The organism is Rhodoferax ferrireducens (assembly GCF_049302455.1).
Lineage (GTDB): Bacteria > Pseudomonadota > Gammaproteobacteria > Burkholderiales > Burkholderiaceae_C > Rhodoferax > Rhodoferax ferrireducens_B.
Genome location: NZ_JBAQMD010000065.1, coordinates 29,265 through 43,057, shown reverse-complemented (window position 1 = coordinate 43,057; position 13,793 = coordinate 29,265). Strand labels below are relative to the sequence as shown.

Genomic DNA, 13,793 nt, shown 5'->3' with positions numbered 1-13,793 from the left:
ACGCGAAGGCACACCGAACACGGTGGATGAGATCGAGTCGCGCATCGCCGAACTGGCGTTCAGTGCCAACTTCATGCGCGAGATGCGGATGTTCGTTCATGCGGCTGAATTTTCCAGCCCGACATTTGTGACCTGGGGCAGGCTGGAGCGACGCTTGCAGAAGATGCGGTTTCACATGATTGACACCAGTGAGCTGGTCAGTCTGCAGCGCACCGAAACCAAGCTGCTGGCGCACGCGCCGTTTCTCGAGCTGCTGTGCGGTCAGGGGCGTGAGCGCGCCACTGCCTGGCTCTCGGAGAGTGCCGATGGCATCGGACGACGATCAACCGTTGACATGAAGAAATGGTTTTTCTGATGTCGTGATGCGCAGGCATCTGGCGCCAGCGGGGCTGCCACTGTTGCCAAACACCATGGATTGAATTGTCACGGCCGTGCCCATGGTGGAGTCAGTCTGCCTGGTTTGCGGTATTCCTGCGCCTTCTCGGCGTGCCGGCAGGCGCAACTGCGAGCGTCAATCCTGTCACGCAACTGCCATGAAGTTGCCATCGTGTTGTCACGCTAGATCGCCAACATCAGGTTCACCACGATGCAATTCGGGTTTGTCCCATTCTTTAAAGGAGCAAGTCATGAGAGAGCTACCCAGCCCCACCTTTCCTTTGTCGCCGCTATCTTTGCCCCGGAGCCTGTTTCACCGGCCTCATGCGCCTCTGGTTGTATCGAATCCACGATCAGTCGCGCCTGTTGAACGCGCCGGCCTCGTGGTTTCATGGGCCCAACACGCGGATGAAGTGCGGCAAGCGCAGCGCTTGAGGTTTGCGGTTTTCGCCCGGGAAATGGGGGCCCGCCTGGATACGACCGTACCCGGCCACGATGTGGATTTGTTTGACAACTATTGCGAGCATCTGCTGGTGCGCGACGAATTGACCCTGGAGGTGGTGGGAACCTACCGCCTGCTCACGCCGGCCCAGGCCAGGCGCGTCGGCAGCACCTACAGCGACCTTGAGTTTGACCTCACCCGCCTGCGCAGCCTGCGTGAACGCATGGTGGAGCTGGGGCGCAGCTGCGTGCATCCGGACTATCGTCACGGCGGCGTGATCATGGCCTTGTGGGGCGCGCTGGCCGAGTTCATGGTGCGCAACAAGCTCGATACCATGATTGGCTGCGCCAGCATTCCGATGCTGCATAACGGCATCGTTAGCGGTGATGTGGCCGCCAGCATCTGGCATCAACTCAAGGCAACGCATCTGGCACCGATCGAACACCAGGTGCATCCGCGCCTGGCGCTGCCCGTGGATCGGCTGGACCACAGCCTGAGCGTCGAGCCGCCGGCCTTGATCAAGGGCTATTTGCGACTGGGCGCCAAGATTCTGGGGGCGCCTGCCTGGGACCCGGATTTCAACACGGCCGACCTCCCCATGCTGATGCGCATCAACGACTTGCCGCCGCGCTACCGCAAGCATTTTCTGGGCGCGTGATGCGAGCCATGACCATGAGCACAGCACTTTCAAAATTCAATGGCGCGTGGTCATTTTCGCGGCAAATACGGGTCGTGCTGTCGCTGGTTCTGGCGGTCGCCCTGTTGGGCTCGGCGCTGGGGGTCTGGTCTTTGCAACGGGTCGCCAACCAGACCAGCCGCATGGTCGATGACGCCATGGCAACCGAGCGTCTGGCGGTGGATTTGTATCGGCATCTCGCGCTCAATGTGGCGCGCTCCAAGGCACTCGCCCTGAGTTCGGAACCGCAGGTCGGTGATGTGTTGACCCCGGAGATCAACCAGACTTCCACCGTGGTGGAGGAGTTGCTGCGTCAATTGGGCTCTCGGCTGAGCAGTCCCGATGATCAATTGATGCTTGGGCACATGTTGCGGTCCAATCGCGAATTTTTGCGGGCGCGGCAAGAATTGACGCTCGCCCGCGATGGCGGTGTGACGGCCAACATTGAACAGGTGTATGCCAAGCGTTTTTCCCCGACTGCGCAGGCCTTGCTGGAAGCCGTTGCCCGGCTGCGGGATTCCCGGCAGGCCAGGATCGATGCTTCTGTCGTTGAAATAGCTGGTTTGAGCCGGTCAGCGCAATGGGGTTTGGTTCTCTTTGGCTGTGGTGCCCTGTTGCTGGGCGGCCTGCTGTCGGCGTGGCTTGTGCGGGCCATCACCCGGCCTATCCATCAGGCGGTGGATGCCGCTGACCGGGTGGCGGCGCTGGACCTGAGTGACCCCATCGACGGACATGATCGCGATGAAGGCGGCCGCCTGCTGGCCGCACTGAGCCGAATGCAGTCGTCTCTGCACACCTTGGTGTCTGAAGTTCAGGGCGCCAGTCACGGTGTGGCCGAGGGCGCCACGCAGATTGCAACTGGTAATCTTGACTTCTCCAGCCGAACCGAACTGGCCGCCTCCTTTCTGCAGCAGACCGCCGCTGCGGTGGAGCAGATCGCGGCGACCCTGCATCAGTCCCTGGCGGCAGCCTCGCGCGGCGAAGCGCTGGCCAGATCGGCAGCTGTGGAGGCAACAGCCGGCCGCAAGGCCATGACCGAAGTGATGCAGACCATGAGCGACATCAGCCAGTCGTCGCACCAGATTGCGCAGATCACGGCAGTCATCGACGGCATCGCTTTCCAGACCAATATCCTGGCGCTCAATGCCGCCGTTGAGGCTGCTCGCGCCGGTGAGCACGGGCGCGGCTTTGCGGTGGTGGCCGCCGAGGTTCGCGCGCTGGCCAACCGTAGCGCCGTGGCAGCGCGGGAAATCAGGTCCTTGATCGGCGTCTCGGTGGACAAGGCAAAACTGGGTACGCTCAATGTACGCCAGGCGCGTGACACCATGAGCGCCATCGATGATGCCGTGGCGCGGGTGGTGCAGGTGATTGGCGACATCAGCACCGGCACCCGTGAGCAAAGCGCCAGCATGGCGAGCATCAATACCGCTCTGAGTCGTCTCGATCAAATGACCCAGCAAAACGCGGCCGTCGTCGAGCAGTCGGCGGCCGCTGCCCAAAGCTTGCAGGCGCAGGCTCGCGATTTGCGGGATATGGCCGGGCAGTTTCGATTGCCGGCGCTTGCCCCTGCCCTTCGATGAGGGTGCCGGCAGCTTGCCACTCTGAAACCATTCCTGTTTTTTGAAAGAAAGCAATGCTATTGAACACGGTTCAACCGGGCGCAGCAACAGCGCGGCCTGCCATTAACTTTAATTCAACTGACGCGCGCGACAGGCCGATCGGCAGTGCCAGGTCGATGCTGATGGTGACGCGCTCCTATGCCGTGCGGCGCGGTTGCGGGCCGCTGGCTGACCTGATGCGCGGCACCGGGCTGTACCCGGTCTATCAGCCCATTGTGTCGCTGGAGGGTGGTGCCATTTATTCCCATGAGGCCCTGATTCGCGGGCCACAAGGCACCTCATTGCATACGCCCGATATGTTGTTGGCAGCAGCGGCACATGAGAGGCTGAACTTCGAGTTTGAAACCCTGTGTGTCATTGCCGCACTGGATCAGTGGGGCGCGCTGCTTCAAAACGGGCGACTGTTTGTCAATATCAGCGCGCAGGTGCTGGTACAGGTCTTGAAACAATGCGGGCGTGATGCCCTGATCGAGATGGTCAGCGGCTTGGGTGTGTTGCCACGCCGCTTGGTGCTGGAGATCACCGAGTATGAGCGGGTGACCGACATGGATTATTTCGCCAGCGTCGTGGGCGACCTGCGTGCGATCGGCGTCTCCATCGCACTGGACGATTTTGGCGATGGTCGCTCAAGTCTGCGCCTGTGGTCGCAACTCAAGCCCGAGATTGTGAAGATCGACAAATACTTTACCAAGGACCTCAGCCTGCACGCCGACAAAGTCAAGACGATTCAGGCTTTGCAACAAATTGCCGCCATCTTTGATACCGCCTTGGTCGCCGAAGGCATTGAGACCGAGGACGACTTGCGCGTTCTGCGCGATCTCGGCATTTCTTATGGACAAGGTTATCTTCTTGGGCGCCCGGCCGCACTGCCGCGCGAGCAGATTGAAGAACCGGCAATGGCCGTGATGCAGGACCGTCGGGTCGCCGTGTTCCCTGAGTTGCGGCGGGCGTCCAACGCGGGCTCTTTAAAACGCCTGTTGGTGCTGGAGGCGCCCGCGGTCGGCTTGGATGCGACCAACGATGAATTGGCGTCGCTGTTTATGACGCATACCAGGCTGCATGCCGCGGCAGTTGTTGATGGCACCCGCCCGGTGGGGATCATTAACCGTTCACGCTTCATGAACGAATACAGCAGGCTGTATTACCGTGAGGTATGGGGCCGCAAGCCGTGCCTGGTTCATGCCAATTTGGAGCCCCGCTTGATTGAGCGCGACCACAATGTTGACGAGTTGATCGGCATCCTCACGTCGGACGACCAACGTTACCTCGCGGATGGATTTATCGTGACGGACAACGGCCGCTATGCTGGCTTGGGCACCGGCGATCAGCTGGTTCGCTCAGTCACGGAGACACGCATTGAAGCGGCCCGCCACGCCAATCCACTGACTTTCTTGCCGGGCAATATCCCGATCAGTCAACATATCGAGCGGCTCTTGAACAGTGGCGTCGATTTTGTTGCCTGCTACGCCGACTTGAATAATTTCAAACCCTTTAACGACCAATATGGTTATTGGCGCGGCGACGAAATGATTCGTCTGGTGGCCCGGCTCGCCCAGGCGCATTGTGATCCACGGCGTGATTTTGTCGGGCATGTCGGTGGCGATGACTTCATCATCTTGTATCAGAGTGATGACTGGCGGGTGCAATGCGAGCGATTCATCGCTGAATTTGCCAAGCGCGCGGTGGAGCTGTTTGACCCGTCGGCGCGCGCGGCGGGCGGTATTGAAGCTGAAGATCGCTTCGGCGTGCCCCGGTTTTTCCCTTTGACCACCATCTCGATCGGTGCCGTCAAAGTCGCGCGTGATGAATATGCCAATGCCGAGCAGGTCGCGTCGGAGGCTGCGCGGGCCAAGCATGACGCCAAGACCCATAACGTGGGACTGCTGGTGCGCGATACCCTCGACTTCAGCACTCGCTGAGAATCATCAACCCACAAGCCGACCGTCCGGGGTAAGCATGCTTTGCGTAACGTAAGACCCGCCGCGTCCCTGCGCGTTGAAGCTGACACGAAACCCGCTCAAATCAACCGTATGACGTTGTTGGAATGCCTGTAATGCTGTCTGGCGCGTCACGACGCCTTCCACGGTGCTTAATACTGCACTTGTGTAGCGTGCTGCGATGTAGCCGGCCAAGCTTTGCGGTGTTGGCGGCTCATCAAAAAGTCGAGCCAGCGTCTGACGGTAGGACTTCACGATGGGCGACGGGGAGTTGACCATGGGGACAACCTGCGTGGCCATGATGGGTGTATGGCGCGATGCACCCATTTGCATCAGGGTTTGCAGGTTCACATCAGCCAGCGCAACCAGATAGCGTTGCCGAGCCTGCTTGTCAATGCTCTGGGTAAACTGCATGAGCTCCGGTGTGCCGCCCATAAACAAAAGAATCCGGGGCGTGTCGGCGTTCAGGCTTTTTCCGATTTGTGCCAGACCAGCACCTGGTTTGAAAGACATGAGCTTGATTTTCAAGGCAGCACTCGCCCGCTCGACATCGTCGCGGTACAGAGAGTACTCGTGCTCAGACGCGTAGACGGCACCCATCTCAGGTACGCCCATCAAGGACAGCGATTTAATGGCTTGCGCGATTTGATCCTGACGCGATGCAAAAATGGGAAACGTGCGATTGTCCCCATCCAGATCAGAATTCTGCAGCCAGGGTGCAACGTGTGCCATGTCGTGCTGATCTTGTTTCAACAATGCCACGAGCTGGCTGGCGGCACGGTCACCCGCTGTACCAGAAAGCACCACGCAATTGGCAGTTTTCTTGATCGTCTCAAGGGCTGCCCGCAGGCTGGTGGAACTGCCGTCGACCTCCAGGACCAAATGCTGGATAGAGCGTCCATTGACGCCCCCTGTTTTGTTGACCTCTTGCCAGGCAGCGCGGGACCCAATCAGAAAGTCCCTGGACACGTCCAACTGACCTGGTGTGTTGTCCACGACCTGGGCCACCACCAAAATACGCGGGGCGCCTGCAGATTTTCCTGACTGCGCCCAAGCTGGCGCTGCCGTGCAAGCAACCAGACTCACTGCGCCGCGCAAGACGCCGCGCCGGGTCCATTTGGACGGATACACCCTCATTTCTTTTGAGCGCTAGCGCACCCGGCCAATGCAGCGGCAACAGGGGCAAAACCCAAAGCTCGACGGTTCAACATGAAAGACGCTCCCGGTCAATGAAAGACCGAGGATAGTTTTGTCCTGTGACAGGCAGGTGACTATGGCATTAATTTCGCTCTGTGCGCGAACCCCCCGACTTCAGCCCTTGCTGAGGCTCAATGACCAGGGCGTCTTTTGCCACGCCAGCACTTCCTCGCGCAACAGGTGCGCCGACTGGGGAAAAGCCTGGGCCCAGCCGGCCCGCCAGTCTAGGCTGAAGCTGTTGGCATGGCCCGCCCGCGTCAGTGTCAAACCGTCCAGGTCGGGGTCGCGACGGGCGTGGCACAAAATAACCGCCAGGCGCAAACACAGCAGTTGTTGGACAAACAGCTCGTCTTCAAAGTCCACATCAAGTTTTCGCAGCTTGCCCCGGTGCCCCAAGACCAGCAGGCTGAGCTTGTGCAGTTCGGGCAAGGTAAAACCCATGGCATCGGCATTGTCCAGAATGTAGGCACCGTGTTTGTGGTAGTCGCTGTGGGAAATGTGGCTGCCAATGTCATGCAATCGGGCCGCCCATTCGAGCTTGCGCAGCATGCGTTCAGCGAGTGGGTCCTCGGGCAGGCTTTGCGGCTTCAAAGCGCTGCCTTGAAGCTGCGCCAGCAAGTGGCTGGCGACTTTGCCAACGCGCAGGCCATGCGCCGTGTTGGTGCCAAATTTGGTCGCCAGCCGTTGCACCGAGCGCTCGCGCACATCCGACTGGTCTTGCGTGGCGCCCATCAAGTCAAATAACAGTCCGTGCCGCAGGCCGCCCGTGGTCTGCTGCATTTGATCGATTTCCAGCAAGTCGAAAACCGCCCGCAAAACGCTCAAACCCCCACCGATGATGGCGCGCCGGTCCTCCCGCACGCCCATCAGCCGAAGACGATCGGCGCTTTGGGCGCTGAGCAACTTGTCTTGCAGCCAGTCCAGTCCTTCGCGGCTCACGTAGCCTGTCGGCCAACCCGCCGCGGCCAACGCATCAGCAACCGCGTTCACGGTACCCGCCGAGCCATAAGCCACGTCCCAGGCGTCACGCCGGTAGGTGTTGAGCGCCTCGTCCAGCACCGCTTTGGCCGCAATTTCCGCCATTTCAAAGGCGCGTTTGGTGAATTGGTTGTCGGCAAAATAGCGGCTCGACCAGGCAACGCTGCCAACCCGGTACGACTCCATCTGGCTGGGCTCCAGGCCCTGACCCAGAATCAGCTCGGTCGAGCGCCCGCCAATGTCAACCACCAGACGGCGCTCGTCGCCGTGCGGCAGCGCCTGGGCCACGCCCTGGTAGATCAGACGGGCTTCTTCCCGGCCCGAGATGACGTCAATCTGGAACCCCAGCAGCTTGTTGGCGGGCTTCAAAAACTCGACCCGGTTACGCGCTTCGCGCAAGGTTTGTGTCGCCACGGCGCGTACCTCGGCCGCACCAAAGCCAGCCAGCCGTTCGCCGAAACGTGCCAGGCAATCCCAGCCACGCTGCATCGCCTCAGGCGTCAAATTTCGGTCAGGATCCAGGCCGTTGCCCTGGCGCACGGTTTCCTTCAAGTATTCTGTGCGGAAGAACTGACCGTGTTCAATCCGTCCAATTTCAAGGCGAAAGCTGTTGGAGCCCAAATCGACAGCCGCCAGGCGCGTTCCTTCTTGCATCGGTAATCTTCCTGTGTTTGGGCGTGCAGCATAGCATTCGGGTTGGATGGCCCGGCGATGCTTGTCATTTGCTATATTTATAGTAGCAATACACGCTTATTTTTCGGGGGCTACAGCTTGATTTTGCATATATTTATCGGCGCTCAAGCAGCCTTCGTTTCTGCCCATTTACGCCGTGTGGGTATGGCCGCGAACCGACCGGGCCATCCGGCGCTGCTGGCGCCAGCGTGGCGGCACAAAGCCCTTTTTGACCGGGTGCCGGGCGGCCGGGGTCATGAAGGCGGTGTAATAGCCGCTGTGCAAAATCAATCCAAACAACCCAATCAGGAGTCATTCGCTTGAGTACCGACGATCTGGCGGGCCTGTCGCTGGCCGCTTTTGACCAGATGGTGGACGCCACGGCGGGTTTTCGCTCCCGCCCCGGCCAGCGTGACATGGCGCAGCAGATTGCCAGTGCCTTGTCAGGCGTGACGCTGGGCGAGCATGCCGAGCCCAACAAGTCTATTGCGGTCATTCAGGCCGGTACTGGCGTGGGCAAGTCGGCGGCTTACCTAGCTACGACCGTGGCGCTGGCGCTGGCGCGCAAGACCCGGGTCGTCATTTCAACCGCCACGGTGGCGCTGCAAGAGCAACTGATGACCAAGGACTTGCCCGCGCTGGCGGCGGTGCTGGAGACCCCTTTCGTCTTTGCGCTGGCCAAGGGGCGTGGCCGCTACGTGTGCAAGTTCAAGCTGGAGCGCCTGGCCGGTCCGGGCGGCGATGAGCTGAACGACGAGCTGTTTGGCGTGGATGAAGACACGCCGCCGCCGCGCGCAGCGTTTGCCGCCCAGCTGCAGGGTGTCGATCCTGAAGAGCGCCGCATGAAACTCTATGACGCGCTGGCCACTGCCTTGAGCCAGGGCAAATGGGACGGCGACCGCGACAAGCTCGCCGAGCAGCCCGATGCGCGCGACTGGTCGGCGGTGGCGGCGGAGCGCCACAGCTGCACCGCGCGGCATTGTCCGCGTTTTCGCGACTGCAGCTACTACCAGGCGCGCACGCAACTGGCCGAAGCGAATGTCATCGTTGCCAACCATGACCTGGTGCTGGCCTCGCTCGGCATGAATGCGCTGCCCGAGCTGGAAAAATGCCTGGTGGTGTTTGACGAAGGGCACCACCTCCCAGCCGTCGCGCTGGACCAGTTTTCCAGCAGCATGGACCTATCAAGCCTGCGCTGGCTCGACAAACTGCCCAAAATCTTGCTGGAGGTGAGCGCGAAGATCAATCGCACGCCTGATCAGGATGTCAACACCCTGGCGCAGCAGCTCAAGACCGCCTTGCTTGATGTCAGCCGCATCGCCATGGATTTGTTGCGGACCGGCGGCAGCGGTTTTGATGGCACCCAGCGCTTTAGAAACGGCGTGTTGCCGGCCGTGCTGCAAGAACCCATGGCGCTGATTCAGGGCCACGCCAGGGGCTTGTCCGGCGTGCTCGAAGCCCTGGGCGCCGAGTTGAAACGGCGCGCCAAGGAAGACCCGGCGCTGGCCTTGAGCAGCTCCCTGCTGTACGCCAAGCTCGGTCCGATGGCGCCCAAGCTGGGCAGCGTGCTGGCCACCAGCGCCATGCTGCTGGCGCATGACCCGCAACCGCTGGCCAAGTGGCTCAAGTCCGACACCGGCTCGGGCCTGGTCTTCATGAGCGCCCACGCCTGCCCGATCGTGCCGGGCGAGCTGTTGCAGCAAAGCCTTTGGCGTCAGGTGCGCGGCGCTGTCATCACCTCGGCGACGCTGACGAGTTGCGGTAGTTTTGATTTTTTTCTGCAAGAAGCCGGGCTCGACAACGACACGACGGTGTCAACGCTGGAGGTCGCCAGCCCTTTCAATTACGCCGCCCAAGGCCGCTTGATCGTGGTCGAGACCGTGGCTGACCCGAAGAACGTCGAGGCCTACACGCGCGAGCTGGTGGCGGAGTTGCTGCTCGACTTGAGCCAAATCGAACATGGCGCGCTGGCCCTGTTCACCTCGCGCGTGCAGATGAAAGCGGCGGTCGACGCCCTGAGCCCCACGCTGCAGGACGTGGTGCTGGTGCAGGGGCAGATGGCGCGCACCCGGCTGTTGGCCACGCATCAGGCGCGGGTGGAGGCGGGGCGGCCTTCCGTCATTTTTGGCCTGCAGTCGTTTGGCGAAGGTCTGGACTTGCCCGGGCGGCTGTGCGAAACCGTGTTGATTGCCAAATTGCCCTTCAGCCCACCGTCGGACCCGGTGGAAGAAGCGCGCTCCGAGTGGCTCAAAAGTGTCGGGCGCGACCCGTTTTCCGAACTGGTGGTGCCTGCCACCGGCATCCGGCTGCTGCAGTGGACGGGGCGGGCGATTCGCACCGAAGAAGATGTGGCGACCGTCATCTGTTATGACCGGCGCCTGCTCACCATGGCGTTTGGGCGGCGCATGCTGCAGGGTTTGCCCGCCTACGCGGTGCTGCGCCGCTCGGCGGGTGTGCTGCGGGCGATGTAGCTTAAGGAGCCCTTGCCTTGCATTTGGAGCCCGCGACCGCAGTTGAGGTCAGGGCAGAGGTAAAAGTTGAGGTCAGGTGTTTTGAATTGAAAGCGATGATGAATACGATTTTTGGTTTTGTTGTGCGGGTGGTGCTGCTACTGGCAGGTTTGATCTTCATGGCCAGTCTGCTGGTTGCCGCCTTGCTGGTGTTGGTGCTGTGGCTGCTGCGCGCGTTGTGGGCCAAGCTGACCGGTCAGCCGGTGCGTCCCTGGACGTTTCAGGTCAATCGGCAAGCGATGTGGCAGCACTTTTATCGGCAGCCGGGGCGGGATGCTGCGCCCGGGCGCGACGACTCCAATGTGATTGACGCGGAGGTCAAGGAAATCAAGGAAGTCAGGGAAGACAAGCGGCCGGATTCTTGAAGGGCTTGGGATTTTTTGGCGTTCTTGCCCCCACTCATACCCCCACCCCCTTTCTCGCCCCGCCGGGCGAAAAAGGGGAGCTTCATGTGGCCGCGTCTATTTAGGTGGGAAATTGCCGCGCAATGGCACGTTGGCCTTTAACTGATTGAATGGCTTCGTGGTCTGTTGCAGCCACTTCGCAAGAAGCCACTACAAAAATCAGAGCGCATCACCCATATAGAACGGGGGCTAGAGCCCTGTTTTGTCTATAAGAAGTCAGCGCGACGGCGTTTCGGCATCGATGACGATGTCTTTCGAAAACAAGTCGATCGTCGTCTTGGCCACTTGTTGCGTGTCAAAGTAGGCGTAGGCGCTGACGCCGACTGCGCCAAGCAAGGGCACAAAGCGGCTTGCACTCTTGCCAATGATGCGTTGCGTTACCTTGACGCCCAGCAGCCGCGCGGCCGACTGGATAAACCCCAGCGACGCGGTTTGAACCACATAGCGCTCGCCCACGCGCACCACCACATCGCGAAACAGCTGCGCCGAGACGTGCTTGAACAGGCAGTAAATCATTTGCTCCCGGCCCAGCGTGGCGTGTTTGCCATAGACCGCCGCGATGTCTGACACCAGTTGCGCCTGCAGCTTCCACACCCCCACCAGTTCCGGTAGCACCGTCAGCCAGCCCAGAAAGCCCGGCGGCAGTGCCAGCGACCCGGCCATCACACCGGCCTGGCGGGCGGCGGCGCGGCCCAATGCGCGGGCGCGCTTCTCGGGCTGCTCGATTTCTCTTTCGCCGGAGGTGGGCACGCGCAACACCAAGCCCAGAATGGCGTCGCCCACTTTGTGGCGCAGTCCGCTTGGGGCGTCAGTTGCGGCGACGTCGGTGACATCAAGTCTGGAGCGTGCAGATTTGGACATGGTGCGTCATTATGTGACCGCTATTGCCTGTTGGGGCCCGTCATGACAGCTGTTGCGCCGCTTTGCCTAAGCCTCAGCTTGGGAGCACGGCTGGCGGACAAGGCAGAATGTAATGATGAGAAACAATATGTTAGCGCCGACCCTGCGTTTATGGGGTGCCCTGATCTGCCAGCTTGGCAGCGTCGGACTGGCCATCGCGCAGACACCCGAGCCCGTCAGCGTCAGCGTCAGCGCCGCGAACGCCACGGTGCTGTCCGAGGCCGATTTTCTGACCGAGATGCCGCTTGTGTTGTCGGTATCGAGGCTGCCGCAGCGCCTGGACGAGACGCCGGGTGCCGTGACCATCATCGACCGTGACATGATCCGGCTCTCTGGCGCGCGCGACGTGGCTGACCTGCTGCGCCTGGTGCCAGGGTTCCAGACCAGCACGGCTTTTGAAACCGGCGCGCCATTGGCCAGCTACCACGGGGGTTTTGACGCCTACTCGGTACGAATGCAAGTGCTGGTCGATGGTCGTTCGGTTTATTCGCCTTACTTTTTCGGCGGCACCGGGAGCGGCCTGGAGACGGTGGCTTTGGCCGATATCGAGCGCATCGAGGTACTGCGCGGTTCCAACTCGGCGGCCTATGGCGCGCGCGCCATGCTCGGGGTTATCAACATCATCACACGCCACACGGCCGACACGCTGGGTTTGCAGGCCGGACTGAGTGCTGGGGAAAACGGGGTTCGCGATGCCCAGGCGCGCATTGGCTGGGGCAGGGGCGATGCCAGTTACCGTTTGACGGTGGACCGCCGCGGCGATGATGGTCTGGCAGGTTCGAATGGCCACAACCTGGTCAGCCGCGTTAATTTTCGAGCCGATCTGAGCGTCAATGCGCGCGATGAAATCCAGCTGCGCGCAGGCAGTCTGGCGATCGATGCCGGAAAAGGTTTGTTTGGCTATGTCGACAATGCGCCACGCGAGTCTTCTCTCGGTTCGGGCTACCTGCAGCTTGATTGGCGGAGAAATCTTGGTCAGGATCAAGACATTGCATTCAGTGCCTCGCATGGCGAAGAAACCTACCGGGATAATTTTCCCTACGTGCCTGTTCCGGGACTCAGCTTCGATTTTGGTGGCCGTTCAAGCAGCGACACGGTGTCGCTTCAGCACACCTTGCGCTACAGCGCCAATGTGCGTTTGGTTTGGGGCGGTGAATTCAGGCACGAGCAGGTGAGCTCCAGGCCGCTCTACAACACGGATGCCGCTCTGGTCACTGATTTCACCCGCTTGTTTGGCAATGCCGAATGGCGGCTGAGCCAGGCCCTGATTCTCAATGCGGGCGCCATGGCTGAAAAGAGCAGCATCAACGGCGATAGTGTTGCGCCCCGGCTGATGCTCAATTGGCACGTCGCTGGGGGTCAAACACTGCGGGCCGGTGTCTCCAGGGCATTTCGGCCACCGAGTACTTTTGAGAATTCCGGCGACATTCGCTATGCGCTTGAATAGCGTTGTGCTGCAAGCCGTCTCCGTTTCTCGCGGGAACATTCAGCCAGAAAGCATACTGGCGCGCGAGATCGGCTACCTTGGTGAATTTCCAAAGTTGGCGGCCAGTCTGGATGTGCGTGTTTTTCATGAGCAGATTGGCGGTTTTGTCCGACGTCAGCAATATGCCTTGCCGGCCGGACCCACTGTTTATCCGTCCTACCCCTGGGACTTCATCAATGACGAAGATTTCGCGATCAAGGGGATCGAATACCAGTTGAAATGGCGACCCTGGCAGGGGGCACAGCTCATCTTTAACCAGGCTTATACGGATATTGGCTCCGCCGAGCTCGGCGGCTCTGCCTTGGCAGCGCCCAAGCTGGCAAGTTCGCTCACATTTTTCCAGAAATTGCCGGGTGGTCTGGACCTGAGCCTGCTGCATCAGGACAGTGGCACGGTGACCCCGCAGGGCGGCGGCATTGACAGCAAGCAGGCGATAACCCGGACTGATCTGCGATTGGGCTTGCCGTTGCGTTTTGGCTCCAAGCGCGGCGAGCTGGCACTGGTCGTGCAGAACCTTGGGTCGCCGTATCAGGACTATCGCAAAACATTCTCTTTCGAGCGTCGCGCCTTTGTAACCCTCCAGTTGGAAAACTGAGT

General features: G+C 60.7%; 11 protein-coding genes and 1 pseudogene. 8 read left to right on the top strand and 4 right to left on the bottom strand.

The features are described from left to right. The 4 genes and pseudogenes from WA157_RS11465 to WA157_RS11450 form a co-directional block, all read left to right on the top strand. Positions 1 to 355 (top strand): annotated as a pseudogene (locus tag WA157_RS11465) (patatin-like phospholipase family protein); the annotation flags it as partial. 271 nt (positions 356 to 626) lie between these two features. Next, positions 627 to 1,475, top strand: coding sequence for a GNAT family N-acetyltransferase (locus WA157_RS11460; RefSeq protein WP_422621080.1), 849 nt, complete (start codon positions 627 to 629; stop codon positions 1,473 to 1,475). A gap of 14 nt (positions 1,476 to 1,489) precedes the next feature. Further along, complete coding sequence (locus tag WA157_RS11455) at positions 1,490 to 3,073, top strand: methyl-accepting chemotaxis protein (protein WP_422621079.1); 1,584 nt, start codon at positions 1,490 to 1,492, stop codon at positions 3,071 to 3,073. Positions 3,074 to 3,234: 161 nt separating this feature from the next. After that, positions 3,235 to 5,031, top strand: coding sequence for an EAL domain-containing protein (locus tag WA157_RS11450; protein ID WP_422621081.1), 1,797 nt, complete (start codon positions 3,235 to 3,237; stop codon positions 5,029 to 5,031). Positions 5,032 to 5,037: 6 nt separating this feature from the next. Here the strand turns inward: WA157_RS11450 and WA157_RS11445 are convergent, their stop codons facing one another. The 3 genes from WA157_RS11445 to WA157_RS11435 form a co-directional block, all read right to left on the bottom strand. Continuing rightward, positions 5,038 to 6,186, bottom strand: a complete 1,149-nt coding sequence (locus WA157_RS11445) for an ABC transporter substrate-binding protein (protein WP_422621078.1) — start codon at positions 6,184 to 6,186, stop codon at positions 5,038 to 5,040. 174 nt (positions 6,187 to 6,360) lie between these two features. Then, entirely contained in the window at positions 6,361 to 7,878 is a 1,518-nt protein-coding gene (locus WA157_RS11440; protein ID WP_422621077.1) for an exopolyphosphatase, read from the bottom strand. Between the two features lie 168 nt (positions 7,879 to 8,046). Next, entirely contained in the window at positions 8,047 to 8,196 is a 150-nt protein-coding gene (locus WA157_RS11435; RefSeq protein ID WP_422621076.1) for a hypothetical protein, read from the bottom strand. Positions 8,197 to 8,216: 20 nt separating this feature from the next. On the opposite strand from WA157_RS11435, the gene dinG reads away from it, so the two are divergent. Together dinG and WA157_RS11425 are read left to right on the top strand one after the other, a co-directional pair. Beyond that, positions 8,217 to 10,367, top strand: coding sequence for an ATP-dependent DNA helicase DinG (dinG, locus tag WA157_RS11430; RefSeq protein WP_422621075.1), 2,151 nt, complete (start codon positions 8,217 to 8,219; stop codon positions 10,365 to 10,367). A gap of 98 nt (positions 10,368 to 10,465) precedes the next feature. Continuing rightward, the gene (locus WA157_RS11425) at positions 10,466 to 10,771 is read left to right on the top strand and encodes a hypothetical protein (RefSeq protein ID WP_422621074.1); all 306 of its coding nucleotides are present in this window, start codon (positions 10,466 to 10,468) and stop codon (positions 10,769 to 10,771) included. Between the two features lie 255 nt (positions 10,772 to 11,026). On the opposite strand, the gene WA157_RS11420 is transcribed toward WA157_RS11425, so the two are convergent. Next, entirely contained in the window at positions 11,027 to 11,671 is a 645-nt protein-coding gene (locus tag WA157_RS11420; protein WP_422621073.1) for a hypothetical protein, read from the bottom strand. Between the two features lie 127 nt (positions 11,672 to 11,798). Here WA157_RS11420 and WA157_RS11415 point away from each other — a divergent pair, with 127 nt between their 5' ends. Further along, the gene (locus WA157_RS11415; RefSeq protein WP_422621072.1) at positions 11,799 to 13,157 is read left to right on the top strand and encodes a TonB-dependent receptor plug domain-containing protein; all 1,359 of its coding nucleotides are present in this window, start codon (positions 11,799 to 11,801) and stop codon (positions 13,155 to 13,157) included. Continuing rightward, on the top strand, positions 13,144 to 13,791 hold the full coding sequence (locus tag WA157_RS11410) for a hypothetical protein (protein WP_422621071.1): 648 nt from the start codon (positions 13,144 to 13,146) through the stop codon (positions 13,789 to 13,791). Before WA157_RS11415 ends, WA157_RS11410 begins: the two co-directional genes overlap by 14 nt. Positions 13,792 to 13,793 lie beyond the last annotated feature (2 nt).

Excerpts from the sequence above, each read along its gene's own strand:
- WA157_RS11460 (WP_422621080.1), top strand. The coding sequence starts at position 627 with ATGAGAGAGCTACCCAGCCCCACCTTTCCTTTGTCGCCGCTATCTTTG.
- WA157_RS11455 (WP_422621079.1), top strand. The coding sequence starts at position 1,490 with ATGAGCACAGCACTTTCAAAATTCAATGGCGCGTGGTCATTTTCGCGG.
- WA157_RS11450 (WP_422621081.1), top strand. The coding sequence starts at position 3,235 with ATGGTGACGCGCTCCTATGCCGTGCGGCGCGGTTGCGGGCCGCTGGCT.
- WA157_RS11445 (WP_422621078.1), bottom strand. The coding sequence starts at position 6,186 with ATGAGGGTGTATCCGTCCAAATGGACCCGGCGCGGCGTCTTGCGCGGC.
- WA157_RS11440 (WP_422621077.1), bottom strand. The coding sequence starts at position 7,878 with ATGCAAGAAGGAACGCGCCTGGCGGCTGTCGATTTGGGCTCCAACAGC.
- WA157_RS11425 (WP_422621074.1), top strand. The coding sequence starts at position 10,466 with ATGAATACGATTTTTGGTTTTGTTGTGCGGGTGGTGCTGCTACTGGCA.
- WA157_RS11420 (WP_422621073.1), bottom strand. The coding sequence starts at position 11,671 with ATGTCCAAATCTGCACGCTCCAGACTTGATGTCACCGACGTCGCCGCA.
- WA157_RS11415 (WP_422621072.1), top strand. The coding sequence starts at position 11,799 with ATGTTAGCGCCGACCCTGCGTTTATGGGGTGCCCTGATCTGCCAGCTT.
- WA157_RS11410 (WP_422621071.1), top strand. The coding sequence starts at position 13,144 with ATGCGCTTGAATAGCGTTGTGCTGCAAGCCGTCTCCGTTTCTCGCGGG.